This is a genomic window from Thiomicrospira microaerophila, assembly GCF_023278225.1.
Taxonomy (GTDB): Bacteria; Pseudomonadota; Gammaproteobacteria; order Thiomicrospirales; family Thiomicrospiraceae; genus Thiomicrospira; species Thiomicrospira microaerophila_A.
Map to the genome: position 1 here is coordinate 1,519,187 of NZ_CP070959.1, position 25,473 is coordinate 1,544,659.

The following is a 25,473-nucleotide window of genomic DNA, read 5'->3' on the forward strand; positions in this document are numbered from 1 at the left end:
AACTGTAAAACTAAGCGTTGATAAAATGGAAAATTCACAAAGCCTAGTACTATTTTTATACAATTTAAACATAACGTGTAAATAAAATATACTAGACCTTAGTACTAGAAAACTCAAAAAAACTGGTGATAAGGAATAAAGAGCTGGGATCAATGTGATAACAAAAACAGACTTCAATAAAATAACCGCTTCTGAGAAAGGAAGTGTTTAAAACAAAAAAGCCCCAAGCTTTAATTTAAAGCATGAGGCTTAGATTATGATGAAATATGACTGTTAAGTTATAAAAACACCTATCCTTCGTTTAGTTGATTATTAACTAACATAGTTAATATATCCAGCGCCTCCTGGCTCTCAAGATTGACTATATTCAACTCATCTAAACGAATCTGAACAAATGTACCATCTGGTGAATTCAAATTAAGCACTGTGTTTTTATCATCATCTTCGCTGATTTCAAACATCTCACCCAAGCCTGTTAACTCAGACAAATCAGACAACAAACTTTCTATATTCAAAGGTTCAAAAACACCTGGAGGAAGAGATCCTACCTCTTCAATAACCTCGGTAAGATTTAATGGAACCAAATCTTCAACTAAACTTGCAACTGGAGTGTTATTTTGACCTCCTCCGCCTGACATCAAACCTTTACCACCCAACAACCCACCTAACAAGCCGGTACTTCCTGTAACAGGTGATAACAAGCCATCATTGCCAACTAGATTACCCAATAACCCACCGCCGCCAGTAACAGGACCTAATAAACCACTATCTCCGGTTAATGGTCCTAATAAACCTTCATCTGAAATAATAGGATCTAACAAAGCATGATTATTTCCTCCTCCAGTAATTAGGCTCTGTCCATCTGTTAAGGCACCTATCAGGCCATCACCACCGGTAATGATACCCAACGCACCTTGATCACCAGCTAAATTACCTAACAAGCCTTCACTACCGGTAATACTTCCCAATATTCCCTCATTACCTGTAAGGGGCGCTAATACACTAGTATCACCTATCACAGCTAGTAAATCCGAATTGGCCCCCTCTTGCGCATCAAGAACGCCTTGACCTCCTGTAAGGTTTCCAACTAGACCTTCACTCCCAGTTATTGGACCTAATAAACCACCATCTTTAACAAGATCACCTAGTAAGCCCTCACTCCCAGTTATTGGACCAAGCAGACCATTATTTCCTGTAAGTTGCGAAAGAGGCCCTTGCTGGGTTAACCCACCTAACAGAGAGTTGCCCTCTTCATCACTTGGATCTGAGGGGGCTTGTTCACCTCCAGATAGTAATCCAGTGCCATTTAATAGACCACCCACCAATCCTTCGCTTCCGGTAACAGGTGATAACAAGCCATCATTGCCAACTAGATTACCCAATAACCCACCGCCGCCAGTAACAGGACCTAATAAACCACTGTCTCCGGTTAATGGTCCTAATAAACCTTCATCTGAAACAACAGCATCAAGAAGTCCCGTAGCTTCACTTGGCTCCGTCGGATTAGTGCCCAGTAAACCAACACCATTTAACAAACCGCCGACCAAACCGTCACTTCCAGTTATAGGAGAGAGCAATCCATTATTTCCAACCAATTGACCTAACAACCCTTCCCCCCCAGTGACTGGACCAAGCAAGCCATTATTTCCTGTTAAGGGTCCTAGTAAACCACTATCAGACAATATTGGGTCTAATAACCCTTCAACTTGACTTGGCTCCGTTGGACCGGTACCCAACAAACCTGTTCCGTTCAACAGGCCTCCAACCAAACCATCACTTCCTGTTATTGGAGATAAAAGACCGCCGTTTCCGACCAACTGTCCCAACAACCCCTCTCCACCGGTAATCGGCCCTAGCAACCCATTATTACCTGTTAATGGACCTAGTAGACCATCATCAGAAATAATTGGATCAAGTAACCCTTGATTACTATCAGCATCGGCATCCGCATCCGCATCCGCATCCGCATCCGCATCCGCATCGGCATCGGCATCCGCATCGGCATCCGCATCGGCATCCGCATCCGCATCGGCATCCGCATCCGCATCGGCATCCGCATCGGCATCGGCATCCGCGTCAGCATCAGCATCAGCATCAGCATCAGCATCAGCATCAGCATCAGCATCAGCATCGGCATCAGCATCAGCATCAGCATCGGCATCCGCATCGGCATCCGCATCCGCATCGGCATCCGCATCGGCATCGGCATCGGCATCCGCGTCAGCATCGGCGTCAGCATCGGCGTCAGCATCGGCGTCAGCATCGGCGTCAGCATCGGCGTCAGCATCGGCGTCAGCATCGGCATCGGCGTCAGCATCAGCATCGGCGTCAGCATCAGCATCAGCATCAGCATCGGCATCGGCATCGGCATCGGCATCGGCATCGGCATCGGCATCCGCATCCGCATCGGCGTCAGCATCCGCATCCGCATCCGCATCCGCATCCGCATCCGCATCCGCATCCGCATCGGCATCCGCATCCGCATCGGCATCCGCATCCGCATCGGCGTCAGCATCCGCATCCGCATCCGCATCGGCATCCGCATCGGCATCAGCATCCGCATCGGCATCAGCATCGGCATCGGCATCAGCATCCGCATCGGCATCAGCATCGGCATCCGCATCCGCATCCGCATCCGCATCCGCATCCGCATCAGCATCAGCATCAGCATCAGCATCAGCATCAGCATCAGTGTCATCTAAAAATGAATCACCCGCCACACCGGCTCTGGCAAGCTGAACCTGCTCCAACTCTGAAGAAAATACCTGAGAGTCAGCTGAATTAATCGTTTCATTTACCCGATCCAAGCCAACAAATGAACTACCGCTATTTCCCGTAGCCCCATCAGCACCCGCAGCAGGCGCCTCAAGTTCGTCAAGTAAATCCCCATCACCCTCAAGCGCAGCCAAAATACTGGATACATCCCCCTCATCTAAACGACCGCTTATTTGTGAACCCGAAAGCAGGTCATCCGTCAGCAAAAAACTTGAGCCCCCCGGTAAAACAACCTGCTCTCCTCCAATTGTTATTACCACTGAAGACCCTTGAGGCGCTGAGACTTCTTGACCAACAAAAAGATTATCACCTACATTTATTGGCACCAGTCCACCCAATTCATCATTAACTGAAACCTGACCCACAACACTCTGAACTTTTCCTATTATCTCTGACATGGCTAATCACTCCCCATTATGACAATTGTGCAAAACATAACCACAAACTATACATGCAACGATTGTATAAAATTTATACTTACTTTTACATCAATTAATGTAAAAATTACTAATGTATTTAAATTAAAACATGGCTAAAATATAAATTCTATTGGACTTAAGTACTAGAACATCTATAATCAACAGAAAGGGACGTTGCACATAGCTTGCATTTTTCAGAAGATATTTGTAACGCATGCACCAACTTAACAAAGGTATTAAAATCATGAAGATGACATCAAAAACTAAGGCTCAAAGATTTAGCCTCAAAAAAACCACTCTATTGGTCTTAGCTGCGTGCTTACCACTTCAAGCATTCGCCAACACTACACCCGAGACACCCTCAATCAACTCCACCCTACCCACAACCATCAAACAAGCTTTAGAACATGATCCAAATGTAAACTTTAAATGGCATGCTTTTTTAGCTTCAGGTCAAGCCGTGCGGGCAAATCAATCTGGGTTTAGACCAAACATCGACTTAAATGCAGATTACGGTTATGAATGGCGAGATTACGGTCCCAACTCAAGCTTTACTGGTGGAAATATAAACCTCCTTCTTACACAAATGTTATTTGACGGCAAGCGGACTAAAAATAGCGTATCGATTGCTGAAAACGAAATGCTTGCTTCTTACTTTGAACTCGTCGACTCGGTAGAACAAACAACCCTTGATGCATTTACGGCCTATAAAGATGTAATGCGCTTTAGAGAGATGGTTCGTTTAGCTCAAGACAACTACCAAACTCACTTAAGAATATTTAATCAAATACGTACCAGCGCCAACACAGGTGCCTTAAGAAGAGTGGATCTTGAACAAGCACAAGGCCGACTTGCTCTTGCAGAAAGTAACCTAATGACTGAGGAATCCAATCTACATGATGTAAGCGCAAGATATTTACGTATAGTCGGTAAAACGCCAAGCAGCGAACTTTACCCATTTGACTTAATGACTCAGACAACACTTCCTGAAACGATAGAAGAGGCATTAGAAACTGCTTACCGAGACAACCCAGCATTTAACACAACCCTAAGAAAAATTGATGCATCAGAAGCTCAAGTAAGTCTGCAGCAATCTGAACGTGCGCCCCAGCTAAACTTAACTGGTCGTTATGGCGCTAGAGACTATGACCTTCAGGGCAACAGCACTACACAAAACGATGCTCGCGTTGCACTTGAACTAAGGTATAACTTTTACAGCGGCGGCAGAACGACTGCCAATATCGCTCGGGCTCTAGATGAAGTGTCTGTGGCAAATAGTCTTCACTATAAAACCTGTGTTGACATGCGCCAATCACTTCAGATCGCTTACAACGATTCGATTAAAATTGCAGAACGCCTACCAAACCTTGAACGCCATCGTTTATCCTCAAATAATGTGCGCGCCGCTTATCAAGCTCAGTTTGAAATTGGTCAAAGAACGCTTTTAGACCTGCTTGATGCTGAAAATGAGTATTTTGAGGCGAGCCGCGCTTACACCAATGCCACTTACGACCTGGAAATTGCGCAAGCAAGAACACTTGCCGGAATGGGACAATTGAGAAGTTCACTTGGAATCATGCGCGACAACCTACCTAATCTTAGTGATCTTGGTGCAGAACCTTATCAATTAAAACCACAACACATCTGTCCTGCACCAAGCTTGCAAGTTGCCGTCGCAGCCCCCATCCTTGATTCTGACGGTGATGGAGTACCTGATCACCTAGACCTGTGCCCTGACACACCACCTGGAGTTAAAGTTGATGAAACAGGCTGTACAATCTACGACGAGGTGAGAATTCATGAACGTGTAGAAATCAACTTCGATAGAGATTCAGATATTGTTAGACAAGAGTACATGGGTGAAGTCGCTAAACTTGCTAAAATTCTTAAACAATATCCAGATACTTTAATCGAAATTGAAGGACACGCTTCTTTAGGTGTATCTGCCGAATACAATGTTCGTCTTTCTCAAAGAAGAGCTAACTCTGTTCGTCAGATATTAATTAACAACTTCGACATTGAGCCTCACCGGATTACAACCGTTGGCTATGGTTTTGGACGTCCTTTAATTAATGCAAGAACAACTGAAGCAAATGCCATAAACCAACGTATTGAGGCGACCATCACTGGAAAAAGTCTTGAAGTCCTTAGATTTGAATAGTAGTATATAAGTTATATAACATTTAAACTAAAGGGTTTTATGTGAGCGCTGAGACAAAGCCAACTAGCAGCTTGCTAGACTGTTTGATGGCTATAAGCAAACAGTTTAATCGCAGCGTCTCACCTGAATCCCTTATCGCAGGACTTCCTCTCGAAAACAATCAACTTAATCCTTCAAACTTTTCTCGAGCTGCGAAAAGAGCAGGACTAGCAAGTAAGGTTGTAACCAAGCACTTTTCTCAAGTAAACGAAGCACTTCTACCTGCCATTATTCTTTTAAAGAACAACCAGGCCTGCCTACTTGAAAAGATTGACCATGAAAAAAAAGAAGTGATAGTCGTCTTACCCGAATTAATAGACACGCCTGTCATTACATCTTTTGAAGATCTCGAACAAAACTATGCCGGCATCATTATTTACTGCCGCCCCGAATTCAAATTTGACAAAACCTCTCCAACACTGAATAAAAAACGCAGCGGACACTGGTTCTGGAGTGTAATAAAAGAAAATCGCCGTGTTTACCGAGACGTTATTATTGCCGCCATAATCATTAACTTATTTGCTGTGGCCATGCCGCTCTTTGTTATGAACGTTTACGATAGGGTTGTACCTAATCATGCAACCGAAACACTCTGGGTTCTAGCCAGTGGTATTACCCTGGTTATTATCGCTGACCTACTGCTTAAACTTATGCGAAGCTGGTTTATAGACCTTGCAGCTAGCCGATCTGACGTAAAACTCTCCGCCAGTATCATGGAAAAAATTCTCGGCATGCAAATGCGAGACAGACCTCAATCCTCTGGTTCCTTTGCCAGTACCATTCAATCTTTTGAATCAGTAAGAAGCTTCACCAGCTCTCTCACCCTAATATCCATGGTCGATTTTCCTTTTATACTGCTTTTTTTACTCATCATTGCTTTAATAAATCCCATACTGACAATTCCCATCATCATCGGCGCGATAATTATTATTCTTTATGCCATGGCAATGCAGTCAAAGATGCAACAACTATCAGAAGAATCCATGCGGGCTTCGGCGATGCGCAATGGTTCACTGGTTGAAAATATCTCAAACTTAGAAACGTTAAAAGCACTCGGGACTCAAAACAAAGCCCAATCAATCTGGGAAAACGCGACCATTTTTCTAACGCGCACCTCAGCCAAAATGCGCTTTATCTCTGCTGCGGTGAGCAATGGTGCTCAATCCATTCAACACCTTGTTGCTGTAGTCGTTGTAATCATCGGCGTTTACTTGATTATAGAAGGTGAAATATCCCAAGGTGGCTTGATTGCAGCCTACCTACTATCTTCTCGAGCTATTTCACCCGTCAGTCAAGCAGCCGGTTTAATCAATCAATATAATAATGCCGCCAGAGCTCTAGAGGCATTAGATACGATTATGCAACGCACAACTGAACGCCCAGAAGATCAAACATGGATTGAACCTGGAATTATTAAAGGCGATATTGAGTTTAAGAATGTCAGCTTTAAATATACCGATGAGAGTAACCTAGCTCTCAACAATGCCAGTTTTAAAATCAAGCCCGGCGAACACCTAGCGATTATTGGAAGAAATGGCTCCGGAAAAACAACCGTAGAAAAACTAATTCTTGGCTTTTATCATGCTGAATCAGGTTCTATTCTGATCGATGGACTAGATATTAAACAAATTGACCCTAATGTTTTACGACGTAATATTGGCTATATTCCTCAAGAGGTAGCGCTTTTTTATGGTAGCTTAAAAGACAACATTTTAGCCTCTAAGCCCGATGCAACCGATGATGAGCTGATTAAAGCCATTAAAATTGCAGGGCTAGAATCGCTCATCAACACCCACCCACACGGCATCAATATGCAAGTAGGAGAACGAGGGCAACTATTATCCGGTGGACAAAGACAGGCTGTTGCACTAGCTAGAGCTGTAATCAATGACCCCCCTATCCTTCTTTTAGATGAACCCACCGCATCATTGGATCACACCAGTGAAGTCTTAATCATGCATAACTTAGCTGAATACGCTAAAAATAAAACCATGCTAATGATCACTCATCGAACCTCCCTCCTTCAACTGGCCGAAAAACTCGTAGTGATTGATGCAGGAAAAGTAGTAGCAAACGGTCCAAAAGCCGAAGTTCTTGAAGCCCTACGTCAAGGTAAAATTGGAGCGGCTAACTAATGAGCAGCTTTGAACAAAAAAGTTTTGAACAATTAGGAAAACTAAACAACGCTGTTGGCAAGAAAGCCTCCCCACTACTTGATCGCGTATTTAATAGATGGTTTGATCAGTCTAACCAAAAAGATTGGGTTACGGATGCTGAATGGGCGAAAATACAACAGGAACCCGTTAATGCAAGAGCCCTACTTTACGGCGTTGTTCTGGTTCTAGTGCTTTTAATCATCTGGGCATTCTTTGCAGAATTAGATGAAATTTCTCGCGGTGAAGGTAAGGTTATACCATCACAACAACTCCAAGTCGTGCAATCTCTCGACGGAGGAATTGTAGAAAAAGTTTTTATTCGTGAAGGCCAAACAGTGAATGCTGGCGATGTTCTAATTCGAATTGATCAAACACGTTTTCTATCCGGACTTATGGAAAACCGCTCCCAATACAATGCGCTATCTGCAGAGGTAGCCAGATTATCTGCACTAGCGGACAGTTCACCATTGATATTTCCTGAAGAACTAGTCAATATCGCTCCAGAAATTGTTTTGCGAGAACGACGACTTTATGAATCAAACCTAGATGAACTGAATCGACAGCTTGATGTTTTTCGTGATCAACTAGAACAAAGAAATCAAGACCTGAAAGAAGCTCAAGCTGCTTTAGAACAACATAGAATGTCTCTAGAACTAGCTAAAAAGGAACTTGCAATAACGCGACCTTTACTAAGAACTGGCGCGGTTTCTGAGCTGGATATATTAAGGCTAGAGCATAATGTAGAGAATACGGAACGTGATATAGCAAGAGCTCAAGCAATTATTCAACGAAGTCGTGCCGCCATTAATGAAGCCAACAGTAAAATTAGAGAGACTAAATCGAGTAATGTTAATCGATGGCGCACGCAATTATCTGAGTCAGCGGCACGATTAAAAACACTGGTTGAAGCAGAAACGGGACTTGCCGACAAAGTGAAACATGCTGAAATACGCTCTCCGGTTAATGGTGTAGTTCAGAGATTATTTACCAACACTATTGGCGGCGTAGTAACGCCAGGTAGAGAGGTGGTTGAAATAATTCCTATTGATGACCAGCTCATCGTTGAAGCTAAAATATCACCCAGAGATATTGCTTTTATTCACCCGGGACAAGCCGCTACGATTAAACTTACTGCTTACGATTTTTTAATCTACGGTGGACTGAATGCAACCGTAGAACATATTAGCCCCGATACCATTACTGATGAACGAGACAATACATTCTATCTTGTTAGACTAAAAACTGAAGAGCGCTTTGAACAGAATAACTTACAAATCATCCCAGGGATGACGGCACAAGTGGACATTATCACTGGTAAAAAAACACTACTTGAGTACCTGCTTAAGCCGGTGACCCGCGCAACATCTAACGCCTTAACAGAAAGGTAATTTATGTCTATCGATAATCTAATTTTTACCCAACATGGCTTTATCAGTCCACGCTGGGAAAAAGCTTTTAACAACCTTAAACTAGTCACTGAACAGACGCCTAATATTGATATTCCCCCAGATTGTTTGATCTGGGTTTTAACAGATAGCCCTAACTGGATAGAAGATTGTAAAAAATACACGACTAACCAACATCGCGTAATGGTATTAACACACCGTCCTAATACCGCAGAACTTAAAAATGCATTACAAGCTGGCGCAAGAGGTTATCTGAATTCACTATCGAATACAGACCTTTTGACCAAAGCGGCTAGCGCAGTTAAGGATGGAGCCATTTGGATTCCAAGCGGATTGGTAGATGAATTAATCCATCTTATTGCGCAACATAACACAAATAGTGGAAAGCAGGACTTTTCAGCACTTCTGACTCCCAGAGAACTTGAAATTGCAAAACTAGTAGGCCAAGGGATGAACAATAAAACCGTAGCGCAAACCTTAAATATTACTGAGCGAACGGTTAAGTCTCACCTAACCCATGTGTTTGAAAAACTGGCAGTAAAAAATCGATTACAACTGAGTCTAACAATGAAAAATTCTATTTAAGAGGGTTTTAGTGTGTTTATCAAACGATCTGAACAGGGTGAAATTCTGGCGATAAGCAAAACGCAGCTAGCAGAATTTAATGAAGAATTAGATGAACAATCTGTAGAAATTAAAAATTTTCTTAAAATTAACCAACCACTAGAACAGTCTCACCTTGTTAATACCGATATTGAATTAGTCAGGGTTATTGAAGACTTAATACATCTATTAACTGATAAAGGCGTCATTCAGTTTACTGATCTTCCCGGACCGGCACAAAGGAAATTATTATCCAGGGAAAACCTAAGGAGCGCTATCAGCGAACTTAGTTTACTCAACACCAATCCAGACGAAGAAACCATTCACCTATAGAACCGTGTCACCATCATCGCTAAACCCAGAAAAATCTGGCTTAGCGAATCCGATTGGCAATTTGGTATTCGACCTTGATTCAATTAAGTCAACGGATAGCAGGACCAGTCATGCCATCAACCCCAACCTGCTTAAAGCTATTGAGCTGGTAGCCTTCCCTAACTCCTGTAGCAATAATGCTCAAACCTATAGAATGTGCAAGTGTGGTAATACCTCTTACAAACTCTAAATTCTCGGTCTTATTGTCTATATCTTGGGTAAACGAAGCCGACAGCTTTAAATAATCTAATCCTAGTTCGTGCAATCCGGTTATTTTTGCAAAACCTTCACCCGCGTTATCAATACCCAACTTACAGCCCGTATGCTGCACCCCCTGACAAAAAATCTTAACCAATTCAATATGATTAATCACTTCACGCTCGTTAAATTCAAGCGACAATCGCGGCATCACTGCCTTGTTTGATTCCATCAACTTAATGAGTGTTAAACTTATTTGAGCATCACGCAGTGTTTCCAGTGAAATATTCATCGCGAGTCTTTCATCTTGTTGATTATGGAGACGAGAAATTAAATGCTCTATCAGCGCCAACTCAAACTTAGCCATTAACTTTAATCGCCTCACCCAGGGAATAAATAAACCCGCACTGACTAATTTACCATCTAACTTTATTCTCATCATGGCTTCAAAATGGATAAGGCTATTATTCAAATCAACTACTGGAAATTGACTAAAGGCCAGCTGTTTTGACTCAAGAATAGAATCCAATGTTTTTTTCCACTGCTCACCACCAGCCAAATCACCAGTTAAAGAAGAGTTGAGGTCACAGTTATTATCAAAGCACAAGGAAATCTGCTGCTCAACTTCAGCCTGTGCTAACAAATCATCTAAACGGGTAAATACATCACCGCGTTTTTCACCTGCTTTAAAGTAATTAGCTGCAATCGGTAGCTTTAGTTTAACGCTATCTTGATATGGAGCTAAATTGCTTTTTAAGTCACTCACTAAAAATTCCAAAAATTGAGTAAAATCAGAGACTTCTTTTATGACTACTGCAAAATCACTGCCATTTAGTCGACCCAAGTAAAAACCATTACAATAGTTTTTACTTGCATCTAAACGATTAATAATCGTATTAACGAGATTAATAATTAATTCATCGGTTTTTTTATGCCCAAGCTCTTGATTAATCAATTGTAATTCAGGTAAGCGGAACATTATAAAACCATAGATTAGTTGGTCATCCTCAGATAACAAATCAGCCTCTAACTGACTATTAAAATAATCTCTATTAGCCGCCCCGGTTAGTGGATCATGCTGATTTTTATAGCGCATATCTTCCAAGCGCTGACTTTCTGTCTCAAGCATCCGTCGAACGTTTTCAGTCAAGTTATTCATCGCTCGCACTACGCGATTAAACTCTAAGGTTTTCGGCTCTTTAGTGGTAATAAAACGTCGCCCTCCCAGTGCTTCAGCTTGAGTCACCACATTATTTAATGGCTTAATAATAAATTTAAGAATATAAGTGGCAATCAAACCTAAAGACAAGGTGACAAGAAAAAACCAAAATAAGTAACGTTGCGTTGTTTTCCATAAGGCCATATAAGCAAAACGTTCGTCGCTCTCTAAATGAAGTGTGCCGAACTGATGCCAACCATCCTGAATAGAAGCGATCCCAGGTGAGACACGTAAATTGAACAGACCCCTAAACCAATCCGGTACCGGAGAGGCCTGTGATGCCTCAAAACGCTTGTCAAGGTAAACCTCACCTTGAGTATCATAAAGTGTTATATAGTGATAATGACCGGTGTCAAACTGAGCCGCCAACATTAACTCTAAGATTACCTTATCTTTTTCAACTTGAGACAAGATCAAAGCCAAAGAATTAACGTTATCAATATTTTTAATATTTAACTGCTCCTCATAAGACTTTACCGTGGTCAAGGTACTAATTGTAAAACTAGTAGCAAACGCTAAAAACATTAAAAACGCGACCGCAATCCAGAGTTGTTTAATTAACGACATGACAATTTATTCCTTTAACGCATAATTAATTTAAAATCAATGAGCAATCCCTTCACGAGCCATGCGATCCAACACAGACCGCCAACGTGAAAGACGCGCAGTTGGGCTTTGATTTGCTCGCTGATTTCCAGCCCAAAGCCCCTGGGCATTAAAACTGAACACAGGGGTTAAATCAGGCCGTTGTGACGCAGGTAAAATCTCTGGAATTAAGCTATCAAGAATTAAAGGTTCTGCATTCGGCGTAGCATAATAGCCTAACACCATATGCGCCTCTATCCGATGCCCCAAACCCTGAGCAATCTTAGCCCTTACATAGATTAAACGTAATTTATCATCAGGCATTCCCATCGCTCTCAGCGTAACGTATTTTGCGATCGCGTAATCTTCACAATCCCCCAATCCTTGACCAAAGGTTTCCAAAGGCGTTGCCCAATAATCCTCTTGACCATAGAGTTGCATATCTGTCATATAGCGAACATTTCTATGAACAAAACGATTTACCTGTGCAATTTTTTCCTGATCCGACAGGTGAGCCGCTTGGCGTATCAACTGCTCCCATTGGCGTGACACCTGTACTTTTTGTGAGCCATATTTAGAAGCCATAAGAGTATGGAACCGTTGAAAATCAACCACAATCATACTGGTCGCAATCGGAGTAACCAGTATAAGAATAGCCAACAATATGGGTCTAAACCCCAAAACTTTAAGCATTCAACCTTCCATTAAAAAAGCCTGTAACTAGCCTAGCTTAGAACACTAGTTTTTGGCAAGACCTAGACTAACTTTTCGATAACAACCAGGCCTGGTGGATTTTTGGGCTGCGTTTGAAATCTTCGGGCAGGGTTTTTCGGGTAATATCTTCGATTTGCCAGCCACTTAACGCATCGGTATCGAGTTTAAATTTCTGCATATTATTGGAAAACACCAACACACCGCCTTCGGCTAGTAATGCGCCGGCCTGTTCAATCAGCTCAACATGATCGCGTTGAATATCCAGCACCCCTTCCATCCGCTTGGAAGTTGAAAATGAAGGCGGATCAAGAAAAATCACATCAAACGGTTCCATTTTAGGTGGATTCTTTAACCAAGCCACCACATCTTCTTGTAGCAGTTGATGATGACGCAAATCAATATTATTGGTCATAAAATTATGCTTGGCCCAATAAAGATAGGTTTTCGACATATCGACACTGAGCGAGTTTTTAGCGCCCGCCACCGCCGCTTGTGCGGTCGCGGTGGCGGTATAACAAAACAGGTTCAGTAAATCCTTGCCCTTCGCGAGCTTCGCTACCAACGCACGGACATCGCGGTGATCTAAAAATAAACCGGTATCTAAGTAATCGGTAAAGTTAACCCGCACCTTGGTGTCGTTTTCGATAATCGTAAAATAATCTTTGCGCTCTTCGAGCTTCTCGTATTGGCTTGTACCTTTTTGTTTTTGGCGAACCTTATACACCACTTTTTCAGCGGTTATGCCAAACACCTCTGGCAAGACCGCCATCGCCTCATACAAACGACGCTTGGCTTTCGCCGCATTTACCGTTTTCGGTGCGGCATACTCATTCACCACCAACCATTCACCGGCTTCAAGCGTATGGTAATAATCAATCGCCAAGGCATATTCTGGCATATCGGCATCATAGACCCTATAGGCAAACACCTTATTACGGTCGGCCCATTTACGCAGGGTTTTTAAGTTCTTGCGTAACCGATTGGCAAACATCTGCGCACCTTCGGTGTTTGCTAAGTCGGCCATCGACATTTCGACTTCTGAAGCTAAATCTGCCCCCGCTTTTAACGCAGGTTGGCGGAAAAATTCTTCTTCTACCTCAAAACGGAATAGCTTACATTCCATTGCACCATTAAAAAATGCATGATCACGTTTGGCTTTTAAACCTAAATAGAGGCCTAATTCCTTGTTACAGGTCAATACGGCCGCTTGCCAGCCAACAAACTGACGTTTTAAGGTTTCACCGATTTGCACATATAGGGCTTTGACTTCATCTTCTTCACCCAAACGTTCGCCGTAAGGAGGGTTAGTCACCACCAGGCCTGGTTGCAACTCCGGTTGGGGATGCGCTTGATTCACGGGCAACATCTGCACTTCAATCACATCCGCATAGCCAGCTTGCTGCACTGCTTGGCGGGCAATTTTTACCGCGCCCGCATGTGCATCTGAACCAAAAATCGGTGGAATATTCACCAGGCCTGCCGCTTCACGCTGTTCGGCATCCTTAACCAAGCCATCCCAAATCTCACGCTGATGACCTAACCAAGATAAAAACCCCATGTTATGGGCTTTCGCCAGGCCTGGTGCCGTATCCGATGCAATCATCGCCGCTTCTATCAAAAACGTGCCCGAGCCACACATCGGATCAACCAGCGCCCCCTCCTGCGCCGCGATCTCCGGCCAGCCGGAACGGATTAAAATCGCTGCCGCCACGTTTTCTTTTAAAGGTGCTTTGACTTGCTGACCTTCACGATAACCACGCTGATGTAAGCTATGACCGGACAAATCTAAACTCAAGGTGAATTGATTACGGTTTAAATGGCCGTGCAGTTGAATATCGGGATACTCGCGATCTACCGCTGGGCGATGGCCAGTGGTATCACGGAAAAAATCGACAATCGCATCTTTGATTTTTAACGCACCAAAATGCGTATGCTCAATCCCCATGCCTTTGCCGGTAAACGAAATCGCAAAACTATGATCTTCAGTCATATGACGCGACCAATCCAACGCGCGAACACTGGCATACAGATCTTCTTGGGTATCCAGCTCGGTTTCCAGTAGGACTAAATACACATGATTGGCCAAACGCGACCATAAACAAGCACGATAACCATCAATTAATCCGCCCTCAAAACTCACGCCACGTGGTTGCGCTTTAACAGACTGCGCACCTAAAGCTTGCAATTCCTCTTTTAATAATTCTGATAGGCCATTGGGTGCAGTCGCAAAAAATTTCATAGGTTTTCTCGATAATAAATAAATTGATATTAATTTTACGCTTTTCTTAATCTAGGTTTCGGTAAAATGTGACTACACTTTTAGAATAAGCGAGATTTGTATGCGATTTGCCCCTCATTCTTACCAAACAGCTTTTATGTCAGCGCTATTCAGCCTTGTGTTGCTCGTTGGCTTTTCCGCACAAGCCTCTCAGAAAGCGCCCACTGTTATACTCACCGAAGCCGATCATCAAGCCTTCCAAGCTTGGGTTGAAGACTTTAAACCCAAAGCCCGTGCCGAAGGGATTTCACAAGCCACCTTGGATAAGGCTTTTAGCGGTGTAAAACTCAATCAACGGGTATTAGAGCTTGATCGTCATCAACCGGAATTTACCCGCACCTTTTGGCAATACCTCGAATCCGCCGTAAGCGACTGGCGTATTCAGCGTGGTAAAGAAATGTACGCTGCCCATCGCGAACTGCTGGACGAGGTAACCAAACAATACGGCATTCCTGGGCGTTTTCTTGTTGCTTTTTGGGGACTTGAAACCAATTACGGCAATTTTACCGGTAGCTTTCCGGTCATTGAATCCTTGGCGACCCTGTCCTATGATCCTCGTCGCAGTGCGTTTTTCACCAAACAACTGATCTACGCGCTGCGCATTCTTGATCAAGGACACATTCCGTTCGAGCAGATGAAAGGCTCTTGGGCTGGTGCAATGGGGCAAACCCAATTTATGCCGGAAAACTATCTACGCTACACCATTGATGCCGACGGCACTGGGCGCAAAGATATGTGGAACAGCCTTGAAGACGTGTTCCACTCTTCAGGCAACTTTCTTAAAAATCTAGGCTGGCAAGCCGAACAAACCTGGGGACGCGAAGTAACACTCCCCAAAAACTTCGACTTTGCACTAGCCGACGGTCGTACCCAGCGTAGTTTAGCCGAATGGCAACAACTAGGAATTCGGCAAACTGACGGCAGCAACCTCCCGACTGCGGATTTCAATGCGGCCCTGCTAATCCCAAGTGATTATCGCGGGCCGGCTTTTTTGGTTTATCACAATTTCAATGTGATAAAACGTTGGAATATGTCGAACAATTACGCTGTAGCCGTCGGACATTTGGCCGATAGAATTATCGATGCACCACCGCTAAGCGCGAAAAAACCGGCGGACGATGCCGCGCTCAGTCGTGCGCAAATTATCGAGATGCAACAACGCTTAAATCAACTCGGTTATGACGTGGGTGGTGCAGACGGCATTCCGGGCGCACGAACACGCAATGGCATCCGTGCGTTTCAAATCGCCAACAATATTCCGGCAGATGGTGCGCCGACGATGAATATATTAAATCGGTTACAACAAACAGCACACTAACCATGAAAGCAAGCAATACAGATAACAAACCTTTGTTTTTTCGTTTTTTACATTCCCCGCTTGGGTTAGGCTATGCGCTTTGGAAAAACCAAGCGCGTAGTCTCAAACTCGACCACAGACTTTGGCGCAAACTCAAACAGTTTAATCAAATCAAACCGCGCTAATCTTCATCAACTTTTTAAATTTAGAGCGAACTATGCCTCCCATAAAAACTCTTGCCTTTTTTATTAGCACCAGCCTTATCGCTGGTTTTTTAACCGGTTGCAAATCCGACCCACAACAAAACCCTACCGATGCCCCGCCCTTTGTACTTGTGTCGCAGGTTATGGAAGTTAATGAAAGCAGCCAGACGTTAATCGGCAGAATTGAAAGCCAAACCCACAGCCAACTCAGCTTTCAACTAGCAGGCCTGGTTAGTGAACGTTTAATCAATATTGGCGATCAGGTGCAAACCGGTCAAACCCTATTTAAACTCGATGCCACCGATTTAGCCCTAAAACAACGAGCAGCACACGCCAATTTAGCCGCGACAGAATCCGAGTTGAAACTGGCACAAACCGAAGCAAAACGTGCTCAAGACCTACTAAACCGTAATTTATTATCCCAACAGGATTTTGATCGCGCACAAAACCAAGTGACAAGCTTACAACAACGTTTAGTTGCATTACAGCGCGAACTTGATCTGGTTAACAGGCAAGTTAGTTACGCGACGTTAACGGCCTCGTCTAACGGCGTCATTCAAGCGATTCATGCTGAACCCGGTCATGTGGTGCAAGCGGGGCAACCCGTTGTTGAAGTGCTAAGCGCCGCACAAGATCTGCTAATCAGCGTGCCAAGTTCTCGAATCGACATCTTGCCCAAACAGGCCATTGCTCGACTGGAAACCGGCGCAAACTACAGGGTAACTTTACGCGAGATCACACCCGCTGCGGATTCCGCCAGCCAAAGCTGGACAGTCCGTTACGCGCTGCCGGATAATAGCTCTGTCAAACTGGGTCAAATCGCCAAACTGGTATTTGAATCCAACTCGACACAACTCAGACTTCCAAAATCAGCGGTGTTTGATCTTGGTCAAGGCAGCGGTGTCTGGCTTTATCAAGACGGTCAGATTCGCTTTAACCCGGTTGAAGTGGTTAAACTCAGCCAAGACTACGCCTATGTTAAATCCGATTTAGCAGCCGGATCGCAAGTCGTCAGTGCAGGTGTACATCTGCTCAAAAACGGCCAACAGGTACAACTACGTCAATTACAGGAACCCACCCTATGATGTCACGTTTTAATCTGTCAGCTTGGGCGGTGCGCGAACGCGCGTTAACGCTTTACTTTATCTTGTTAGTGGCACTTGCCGGGCTTTATGCCTTTGTCAGCTTAGGACGCGCTGAAGACCCCATTTTCACGATTAAAGTCATGACGGTATCCGCTATTTGGGAAGGCGCATCGGCTGAACAAATGCAACAACAAGTGGCAGATCGTCTGGAAAAACGTCTGCAAGAAGTCCCCTATTTTGACCGAGTTGAAACCACCGCCAGGCCTGGTCAAGTGAATATGCAAATTCAGTTTTTAGATCAAACGCCCGCGCATGAAGTCGCCAATGTGTTTTACCAAGTCCGAAAACGCATGTTAGATGAAGCCAGCTATCTACCGCAAGGGGTTAAAGGCCCGTTTGTAAACGATGACTTTTCGGATGTCTATTACAGCCTCTACGCACTGACCGCACCCGAACTGCAAGCGTTTCAGTTAATTGAGCCGGCCGAAGCCATCCGAGACCGCCTACTGCGCGTACCCGGTGTTCAAAAAGTCAACTTAATCGGCGAGCGTCCGCATCAGGTGTTTATCGAGCTGAACACCGATCGTCTGAGCCAAATGGCCATTACACCCCAACAGGTGTTTTCACAAATTGAAGCCTATAACCGCCTGACGCCCTCCGGCCAAATCGACACCCAATCCGCCCGCGTTTATCTGCGAATGGATAGCCAGCTGAATGATTTAACTCGAATCGAAAACCTGCCGCTATCCATCAATCAACAGCATTTTCAGCTGAAAGACATCGCTCAAGTGAGTCGTGGTTATCAAGACCCACCCCAGTATCTCGTGCGCGACCAAGGTCAAGAAGCCCTGATGATTGGGGTGATTATGCAAACCGGCTATAACGGTTTAACGCTGGGCAAAGACCTCGCGGCATTAGAACACCAACTCAGCCAACACTTGCCACTTGGCTTTGAACTCGAAAAAATCACCAACCAAGCCGACGCAATTAGTCAAGCGATTGACGAATTCCAACTCAAATTCTTGGTAGCGCTGGGCGTGGTGATGTTGGTCAGTTTTCTAGCCTTGGGTCTGCGAGCAGGCCTGGTGGTGGCGTTAGCCGTACCCCTAACCCTCGCGATTACGTTTTTTATAATGATGATGACCGGTAAAAACCTCGATCGCATTACACTCGGTGCACTGATTTTAGCCTTAGGATTGTTAGTCGATGATGCCATTATTGCGATTGAAATGATGCTGGTAAAAATCGAAGAAGGTTTGGACAAGGTTAAGGCCGCTTCCTATGCCTGGTCGGTCACCGCCATGCCAATGCTGATTGGCACACTGATTACCGCGGTGGGTTTTGTGCCGATTGGCTTTGCTGCCTCGAATGTCGGCGAATATGCGGGTAATATTTTCTGGGTATTAGCCATTTCATTAATTGCCTCTTGGTTTGTCGCCGTGGTGTTTACGCCTTACTTGGGCGTAAAATTTCTTAAAGATCCAACCAGGCCTGGTTATGAAACCGCCCACGCCGACCCTTATCAAACGCGTGGCTATCGCGTTTTACGTCGCATTATTCAAGCCTGCGTTCACCAGCGTAAAACGGTATTGTTTGCCACCTTTGTTTTGTTTGTGCTGTCGATCATCGGTATGGCTAAGCTGGTTGAAAAACAATTCTTCCCCAGTTCAGACCGCCCTGAATTAATGATTGATATTTATTTACCAGAAGGCACATCGATTGCCGTTACCGACCAATTGACTCAGCGCATGGAAAACTTGATTGCGCAACAGCCTGAAGTCCGCACGCTTTCAAGTTATATCGGCGCTGGCGCACCGCGCTTTTTTATGGCACTTAACCCTGAATTGCCCAATCCGGCGTTTGCCAAGATTATTGCTATTACCGGCGATCGCAATCAACGCGATGCACTGCAGACGCGTTTAAAAAGCTTGATTGATCAAGGCGAATTTTCTGAAGCACGCGTAAGGGTGCATCCCTTGCTATACGGACCGCCGGTGCCTTGGCCGGTGACCTTTCGTGTAATGGGCGAAGATCCACTGGTATTGCGTCAAATAGCCAATCAAGTGCAAGAAATCATGGAGCAACATCCGCAAACGCTGCAACCTCACTTAGAATGGGGACAACGCACGCCGGTTATTCGCCTTGATTTTGACCCTCAAACCCTTGAAAAACACGGTTTTACACCGCTCGATATCCAACAACAATTGCAATTTATGTTGCAAGGCCAAATGATTAGCGAACTGCGCCATCAAACACGTAGCGTTCAACTGCTTGCCCGTGCGCCAGAAGCTACACGCTTGCAACTCGAACAACTGGCTGATTTGCCGCTAACAAATCGTTGGGGTCAAAGCCTGCCGCTTGATGCCTTGGTTAACCTAACGATTGAATACGAAGAGCCTGTTTTAAAACGCCGCAATCGTATTCCCTATATTTCAGTCAATAGTGAAATTCAAGCTGGCGCTCAGCCGCCCGATGTCACGATGCAGCTCTGGCCACAACTCGATCAACTCAACCAAACCTTGCCACTCGGTTATCGCGTAGAGATTGGCGGTTCAGTAGAAGAATCCGGTAAAGCACAGAATTCAATACGCGTGCTCATGCCGGTAATGGTGATCTTAATGTTCACCTTGGTCATGCTGATGATGCGCTCGTTCAGTGGTATGTTTATGGTGATTCTGACCGCACCACTCGGTTTAATTGGTGCGGTGATGGCGCTACTGCTGTTCTCACAACCTTTCGGCTTTGTGGCCACACTCGGCTTGATTGGTTTAGCGGGCATTCTAATGCGAAATACCCTGATTCTGGTCGGACAGATTGACGACAACAAACGCAATGGCTTAAACGACTATGATGCGGTGGTCGATGCGACCGTACGCCGTGCACGTCCGGTCGTATTAACCGCGTTAGCGGCCGTGCTGGCATTTATACCGCTGACAACCTCAACCTTCTGGGGGCCGCTGGCTTATGTATTGATTGGTGGGATTACTATGGGCACCCTGTTAACCCTACTGTTTTTGCCAGCACTTTATAGCGTCTGGTTTAAGGTTAAAAAGACAGCCTAAATCTATTTCGATTCTTCAGTTGCCTGCGCTTGTTCAGATTTCCCCTCCAAAGCTAATCGAGCACGATCAGCTTTGGAAATATAAGCCGGTTTTTTAACCGGCTGTTTCTTTGCTTTTTGTTGAAGCAGTTTCTTCTTAATTTTTTGATAAATCTTTTTCTTTCGGTTCATAAGCCCTTCAACCATTTTATTCATTAAGCGGCCACAGCGCTATTCTTAACATTAGTTTTTAGAAGATTTAGGCCTTAAAAAAAACTCGTAAATGATCAACATGGCTGCCCCCATCGTGATCGCCATATCGGCAATATTAAACGTCGCATAGTGCCAACTGCCATAATAGAAATCAAGAAAATCGGTGACCTTGCCAAACAACACGCGATCAATCAAATTGCCGATCGCGCCGGCCAAAATTAACTGCAAGCCTAATACTTCAAAGGTCGGTTTAGCTTTGAGTTTAGTTAACCAAAACAGCAAGCCGATGCTAACTCCAATGGCTAAGACTGCAAAAAACCAACGCTGCCAGCCGCCCATATCCGCTAAAAAACTAAAGGCCGCGCCATAGTTATACACCAGCGTCAGGTTAAAATGCGGCATCACCGCCAAGGGCTCACCAAAGGTCAAATAGCTGACCGCCAGATACTTGGTGACTTGATCCAGCAGCAAGACCAGGCCTGCTAACCACAGATAACGCAACCCGGTTTGCGAAACGATAGATTTTAGATTTGGCATCTCATTACCTTGCGTGATAAGTCTTGCAGTTTTGTCTTGGACTATAAAGTTATAACAAAGATTTTCATCTTACGCTTTCGGCTTGCTCTAACTTGTAAGCGGCTAGGTTGTGCTCTAGCGACGCCTCTTTTTTCGAAGAAAAAAGCCGAAGGAGCAAGGGCATAACCTAGTCGCGCAGAAATCAGCGGTTTAAGCCAATATCAAGCAAAATGGCGCAATTCGCCATCGCCAACGACGTTATCAACACAGCGCTGACAAAGCTCTGGATGATCAGCATCGACACCGATATCTTCACGATGATGCCAGCAACGTGGGCATTTTTCGGCCTGCACCGCTTGTGCATCCAGCCACAAGCCGTCTAATTCAGATTCAACGGCGGTGGCGGATTTGTCTGCCAGCGGCAAGACTTGCGCATAGGAGGTAATCAAGACAAAACGTAACTCGTCTTGTAACTTGGCCAATGCGTTATACAGCTCGCCATCGGCATAGAGCTTAACCTGCGCGGTGAGGCTGGCTTTAATTTCTCCGGCATTACGCAACTCTTCCAGGCGCTTAGCGACCGCTGAACGCACCGCAATCATCTGCGCCCAATAAGCCGAGTTCATCTCAGCGCTTTCATCTAACGCCGTTAAACCTTGGTACCAGGTCGCCACAAATACGGTTTTTTCACGTTCGCCCGGAATATACTGCCAAATTTCTTCGGCGGTAAAACTCAAGATCGGTGCAATCCAGCGCGTCATGGCTTCGATAATGTGATACAAGGCAGTTTGTGCCGAACGACGCGCCACGCCGTCGGTTTTGCAGGTGTACTGACGGTCTTTAATCACGTCTAAATAAAACGCGCCCATTTCTACCGAGCAGAAATGCGACACCGCCTGATAAATCTGATGGAAATGATATTGCTCATACGACTCCACAATCTGCTGCTGCAATTGATGCGCATGGCCGACCGCCCATTTATCGAGTGGCAATAAATCCTCATAGGCGACCAAATCCCTAGCCGGATTAAAGCCATTCAAGTTCGCCAACAAGAAACGTGCAGTATTGCGAATACGGCGATAGGCATCAGCGGTGCGGCTGATAATTTCGTCCGACACCGTCATTTCATAGCGGTAATCCGCGGCCGAAATCCACAGACGCAAAATATCCGCCCCCAAGGTGTCGGCGATTTTTTGCGGCGCGACCACATTGCCTTTCGACTTGGACATTTTTTTGCCGTCTTTATCCACGGTAAAGCCGTGGGTTAGCACTTGCTTATAAGGCGCGGCATTATTCATTGCCATGCCGGTCAAGAGTGACGATTGGAACCAACCACGATGCTGATCCGACCCTTCTAAATACAAATCTGCCGGCGCATGCAGTTCATCACGCTGCTGACAAACCGCAAAATGGGTCACGCCAGAATCAAACCAGACATCCAAAATATCCTGTACTTTTTCATAGTCATCGGCTTCATCACCCAGCAACTCGCGGGCATCCAAGTCATACCAGGCATCAATCGACTGCTGTTCGATCCGTTGTGCCACCAATTCCATCAGTTCAGTGGTGCGCGGGTGCATTTCGCCGCTGACTTTATGCACAAAAATACAAATCGGCACACCCCATAAACGCTGGCGCGAAATACACCAATCCGGGCGGCCGTCAATCATGCCTTCAATCCGGTTTTGCCCCCAATCCGGTACCCATTGCACGGTTTTAATCGCCTCCATCGCACTGGCACGCAGACCTTGTTGATCCATGCTAATAAACCATTGCGGCGTGGCACGGAAAATCAACGGTGTTTTGGTGCGCCAGCAATGCGGATAGCTATGGCGAATCGCCTCATGATGCAATAACGCACCGCGCTCACGCAAAACGTCCAACACCGCCTCATCGGCTTTAAGTACATTCAAGCCTTCAAACAAGGGGGTGCCGGCGACGAAATTGCCCGAACCATCGACCGGGCAATCCACCTCTAAATCGTATTTTAAGCCAACAATAAAGTCGTCTTGACCATGCCCCGGTGCGGTATGCACACAGCCGGTACCGGCATCGGTGGTGACATGCTCACCCAAAATCAATGGCACTATGCGCTCATAAAACGGATGCTGCAAACGGATTAAATCAAACTGATCGCCGCGACCATAGGCCACCACACGATAATGCTCGATATCACATTTCGCCATCACATCTTTAATCAAGGCTTCCGCCATAAACAGGCGCTCTTTGCCCTGTTCGGTTTCAACCTGTACCAACGCATATTCAAGTTCAGGGTGAATCGCCACCGCCTGGTTAGCAGGCAGTGTCCAGGGCGTGGTCGTCCAGATCACCACCGAAATCGGGCCTTCACCGGTATGGTCTTCCACGTGATGACAGCGCTCAAAAAACGCGGCTTCGTCAATCACCTTAAAGCGGACATCAATTGCATTGGAGCGTTTTTCATCGTATTCCACTTCCGCTTCCGCGAGTGCCGAACGGCCACCAATCGACCAATAAACCGGCTTGGTGCCTTTGACCAGATGACCTTTTTCAATGATTTTAGCCAGCGCACGCACTTCATTGGCTTCAAAATCAAAGGCCTTGGTTAAATAAGGATTGTTCCAATCCGCCATAATGCCTAAGCGTTGAAAATCCTTCATCTGACCTTCAACCTGGCTTTGTGCATAATCGCGGCAGGCCTGGCGGAATTCACGTTCATTAAGCTTGACGCCGACCTTGCCGTGTTTTTTCTCAACATTCAATTCAATCGGCAAGCCATGACAATCCCAACCCGGCACAAACGGCGCATCAAAGCCGCTCAAGCCTTTAGATTTAACAATCATGTCTTTCAGCACTTTATTGACCGCGTGACCGATATGAATATCACCATTGGCATAGGGCGGGCCATCGTGCAAAATAAATTTTGGCCGCCCCGCCATCGCCTGACGCACGGTTTGATACAGGTCGTCATCCAACCAGGCCTGCACCTGTTTGGGCTCGCGCTGTGGCAAGCCGCCACGCATTGGAAAGTCGGTTTCAGGAAGATTTAGCGTGGATTTATAATCGGTCATGTTCACTTCTCAAAATTGAATGATTTGAATCGGTTAAAAGCTGTCTGGCCTGCTCGGCATCCTGCGCAATTTGCGATTGGAGCGCGGGCAAACCACTGAATTTCATTTCTGGGCGAATAAACGCCTCAAGGCGCACTTCAACGTGGGCGCCGTATACCATTTTCTGCCAGTCAAATAAATGTACTTCAATTGAAGGCCGCTGGCCTTGAACGGTTGGTCGAACCCCAATATTAGCGACACCGGGCCAGGGTTTATCACTCAGACCCTTTACTGTCACCGCAAATACTCCACTCACCGGCATTTGCAAACGCTTGGGGTTTAGGTTCAAGGTCGGAAAACCTATGGTTCGCCCTAGTTTTTGGCCATGAATCACGCGTCCTTCAAACCGAAACGCCTGCCCCATTAAGCGCTGGGCTTCCACCAAATCCGGCGCGGCTAACACTTCACGCACACGCGTACTGCTGACACGATGGCCGTCAATTTTCATGGTAGGCATCGCCTGCACCTCACAACCGGATGCCTGCCCCCAGTTGAGCAAAAACTCAAAATCACCTTGCCGCTGGTGACCAAAACGGAAATCATCACCAATCACTAATTGGCGAACATTTAGGCCTTGCTGCAACACGTTAGAAACAAAATCAGCAGCACTCAGTTGCGCAAAAGCTTGATTAAAACTAACACAGAGCAAATAATCCACGCCATACTCCGCCAGCGCGCGGACTTTTTCGCGCAAATTCATCAATCTAACCGGCGCATTTTCCGGGCTAAAAAACTCAATCGGAAAGGGTTCAAATACCATCACCACACTCGGCAAACCTTGTTTTCTTGCCTGTGTCATAACCTTATCGAGCACGCATTGATGACCCAAATGCACCCCATCAAAATTGCCGATGGTGACCACACTGCCGGCTGCAAATTCAAGCCGAAACCTTGTCAAATTGTGTAACCCACGAATCAGTCGCATAAAGTGCATTTACTAATAGCAAAAGCGCAATTATAACGGATTCCAACAGGGTTGTAACCTTTCGATTCAGCCTAACTCAGAGATAAGGTGTGTGCTGCATAGACTCGGCATAATAGACATCCATCATTTTCTTTTCTTCCGCCAAAAACCCAGCAACCCCCTGCTCAAAAGGATTATTAT

The 25,473-nt window shown here is 45.3% G+C and carries 17 protein-coding genes; 9 read left to right on the forward strand and 8 right to left on the reverse strand.

Annotated features, from left to right (window positions below; all coding sequences use genetic code 11):
• Positions 1-290: 290 nt before the first annotated feature.
• A complete protein-coding gene (locus JX580_RS07405) occupies positions 291-3,173 on the reverse strand; it encodes a retention module-containing protein (RefSeq protein WP_248849913.1) in 2,883 nt (960 codons plus the stop codon).
• Positions 3,174-3,438: 265 nt separating this feature from the next.
• On the opposite strand from JX580_RS07405, the gene JX580_RS07410 reads away from it, so the two are divergent.
• The 5 genes from JX580_RS07410 to JX580_RS07430 are packed head-to-tail and all read left to right on the forward strand — an operon-like array spanning position 3,439 to position 9,892.
• A complete protein-coding gene (locus JX580_RS07410; RefSeq protein WP_248849914.1) occupies positions 3,439-5,355 on the forward strand; it encodes a TolC family outer membrane protein in 1,917 nt (638 codons plus the stop codon).
• A 41-nt stretch (positions 5,356-5,396) separates the two neighbouring features.
• A complete protein-coding gene (locus tag JX580_RS07415; RefSeq protein ID WP_283103575.1) occupies positions 5,397-7,529 on the forward strand; it encodes a type I secretion system permease/ATPase in 2,133 nt (710 codons plus the stop codon).
• On the forward strand, positions 7,529-8,938 hold the full coding sequence (locus JX580_RS07420) for an HlyD family type I secretion periplasmic adaptor subunit (RefSeq protein ID WP_248849916.1): 1,410 nt from the start codon (positions 7,529-7,531) through the stop codon (positions 8,936-8,938). Before JX580_RS07415 ends, JX580_RS07420 begins: the two co-directional genes overlap by 1 nt.
• Before the next feature lie 3 nt (positions 8,939-8,941).
• Entirely contained in the window at positions 8,942-9,541 is a 600-nt protein-coding gene (locus JX580_RS07425) for a LuxR C-terminal-related transcriptional regulator (RefSeq protein ID WP_248849917.1), read from the forward strand.
• A 12-nt stretch (positions 9,542-9,553) separates the two neighbouring features.
• A complete protein-coding gene (locus tag JX580_RS07430) occupies positions 9,554-9,892 on the forward strand; it encodes a hypothetical protein (protein WP_248849918.1) in 339 nt (112 codons plus the stop codon).
• An 88-nt stretch (positions 9,893-9,980) separates the two neighbouring features.
• Here JX580_RS07430 and JX580_RS07435 read toward each other — a convergent pair whose 3' ends face one another.
• The 3 genes from JX580_RS07435 to rlmKL form a co-directional block, all read right to left on the reverse strand.
• Positions 9,981-11,915 carry an EAL domain-containing protein gene (locus JX580_RS07435; protein ID WP_248849919.1) on the reverse strand — a complete coding sequence of 645 codons (1,935 nt, stop codon included), beginning with the start codon at positions 11,913-11,915 and terminating at the stop codon, positions 9,981-9,983.
• 36 nt (positions 11,916-11,951) lie between these two features.
• A complete protein-coding gene (locus JX580_RS07440; protein ID WP_248849920.1) occupies positions 11,952-12,626 on the reverse strand; it encodes a transglutaminase-like cysteine peptidase in 675 nt (224 codons plus the stop codon).
• A 67-nt stretch (positions 12,627-12,693) separates the two neighbouring features.
• Positions 12,694-14,886 (reverse strand): bifunctional 23S rRNA (guanine(2069)-N(7))-methyltransferase RlmK/23S rRNA (guanine(2445)-N(2))-methyltransferase RlmL, encoded by a 2,193-nt coding sequence (gene rlmKL / locus JX580_RS07445; RefSeq protein WP_248849921.1) that lies wholly within the window; start codon positions 14,884-14,886, stop codon positions 12,694-12,696.
• A gap of 136 nt (positions 14,887-15,022) precedes the next feature.
• Between rlmKL and JX580_RS07450 the strand changes: the two genes are divergently transcribed.
• The 4 genes from JX580_RS07450 to JX580_RS07465 are packed head-to-tail and all read left to right on the forward strand — an operon-like array spanning position 15,023 to position 20,572.
• Positions 15,023-16,243 (forward strand): lytic murein transglycosylase, encoded by a 1,221-nt coding sequence (locus JX580_RS07450; RefSeq protein WP_248849922.1) that lies wholly within the window; start codon positions 15,023-15,025, stop codon positions 16,241-16,243.
• A 2-nt stretch (positions 16,244-16,245) separates the two neighbouring features.
• On the forward strand, positions 16,246-16,407 hold the full coding sequence (locus JX580_RS07455) for a hypothetical protein (protein WP_248849923.1): 162 nt from the start codon (positions 16,246-16,248) through the stop codon (positions 16,405-16,407).
• A gap of 32 nt (positions 16,408-16,439) precedes the next feature.
• On the forward strand, positions 16,440-17,510 hold the full coding sequence (locus tag JX580_RS07460) for an efflux RND transporter periplasmic adaptor subunit (RefSeq protein ID WP_248849924.1): 1,071 nt from the start codon (positions 16,440-16,442) through the stop codon (positions 17,508-17,510).
• Positions 17,507-20,572, forward strand: a complete 3,066-nt coding sequence (locus JX580_RS07465; RefSeq protein ID WP_248849925.1) for an efflux RND transporter permease subunit — start codon at positions 17,507-17,509, stop codon at positions 20,570-20,572. The genes JX580_RS07460 and JX580_RS07465 overlap by 4 nt, the downstream gene beginning before the upstream one ends.
• A 2-nt stretch (positions 20,573-20,574) precedes the next feature.
• Here the strand turns inward: JX580_RS07465 and JX580_RS07470 are convergent, their stop codons facing one another.
• The 4 genes from JX580_RS07470 to ribF form a co-directional block, all read right to left on the reverse strand.
• Positions 20,575-20,766 (reverse strand): DUF2986 domain-containing protein, encoded by a 192-nt coding sequence (locus tag JX580_RS07470; protein WP_248849926.1) that lies wholly within the window; start codon positions 20,764-20,766, stop codon positions 20,575-20,577.
• 27 nt (positions 20,767-20,793) lie between these two features.
• Positions 20,794-21,300 carry a signal peptidase II gene (lspA, locus tag JX580_RS07475; RefSeq protein WP_248849927.1) on the reverse strand — a complete coding sequence of 169 codons (507 nt, stop codon included), beginning with the start codon at positions 21,298-21,300 and terminating at the stop codon, positions 20,794-20,796.
• A 200-nt stretch (positions 21,301-21,500) separates the two neighbouring features.
• Positions 21,501-24,329: an isoleucine--tRNA ligase gene (ileS, locus tag JX580_RS07480; RefSeq protein WP_248849928.1), complete on the reverse strand. Its 2,829-nt coding sequence runs from the start codon at positions 24,327-24,329 to the stop codon at positions 21,501-21,503.
• Positions 24,316-25,302, reverse strand: coding sequence for a bifunctional riboflavin kinase/FAD synthetase (gene ribF / locus JX580_RS07485; protein WP_432758388.1), 987 nt, complete (start codon positions 25,300-25,302; stop codon positions 24,316-24,318). The genes ileS and ribF overlap by 14 nt, the downstream gene beginning before the upstream one ends.
• Between the last annotated feature and the right edge of the window lie 171 nt (positions 25,303-25,473).

Bases quoted from the DNA above. Each gene is read 5' to 3' on its own strand.
- JX580_RS07410 (WP_248849914.1), top strand. From the start codon at position 3,439: ATGAAGATGACATCAAAAACTAAGGCTCAAAGATTTAGCCTCAAAAAA.
- JX580_RS07465 (WP_248849925.1), top strand. From the start codon at position 17,507: ATGATGTCACGTTTTAATCTGTCAGCTTGGGCGGTGCGCGAACGCGCG.
- JX580_RS07425 (WP_248849917.1), top strand. From the start codon at position 8,942: ATGTCTATCGATAATCTAATTTTTACCCAACATGGCTTTATCAGTCCA.
- JX580_RS07405 (WP_248849913.1), bottom strand. From the start codon at position 3,173: ATGTCAGAGATAATAGGAAAAGTTCAGAGTGTTGTGGGTCAGGTTTCA.
- lspA (WP_248849927.1), bottom strand. From the start codon at position 21,300: ATGCCAAATCTAAAATCTATCGTTTCGCAAACCGGGTTGCGTTATCTG.
- JX580_RS07435 (WP_248849919.1), bottom strand. From the start codon at position 11,915: ATGTCGTTAATTAAACAACTCTGGATTGCGGTCGCGTTTTTAATGTTT.
- JX580_RS07455 (WP_248849923.1), top strand. From the start codon at position 16,246: ATGAAAGCAAGCAATACAGATAACAAACCTTTGTTTTTTCGTTTTTTA.
- JX580_RS07450 (WP_248849922.1), top strand. From the start codon at position 15,023: ATGTCAGCGCTATTCAGCCTTGTGTTGCTCGTTGGCTTTTCCGCACAA.
- ribF (WP_432758388.1), bottom strand. From the start codon at position 25,302: ATGCACTTTATGCGACTGATTCGTGGGTTACACAATTTGACAAGGTTT.
- JX580_RS07440 (WP_248849920.1), bottom strand. From the start codon at position 12,626: ATGCTTAAAGTTTTGGGGTTTAGACCCATATTGTTGGCTATTCTTATA.
- rlmKL (WP_248849921.1), bottom strand. From the start codon at position 14,886: ATGAAATTTTTTGCGACTGCACCCAATGGCCTATCAGAATTATTAAAA.
- JX580_RS07470 (WP_248849926.1), bottom strand. From the start codon at position 20,766: ATGAATAAAATGGTTGAAGGGCTTATGAACCGAAAGAAAAAGATTTAT.
- JX580_RS07420 (WP_248849916.1), top strand. From the start codon at position 7,529: ATGAGCAGCTTTGAACAAAAAAGTTTTGAACAATTAGGAAAACTAAAC.
- JX580_RS07460 (WP_248849924.1), top strand. From the start codon at position 16,440: ATGCCTCCCATAAAAACTCTTGCCTTTTTTATTAGCACCAGCCTTATC.
- ileS (WP_248849928.1), bottom strand. From the start codon at position 24,329: ATGACCGATTATAAATCCACGCTAAATCTTCCTGAAACCGACTTTCCA.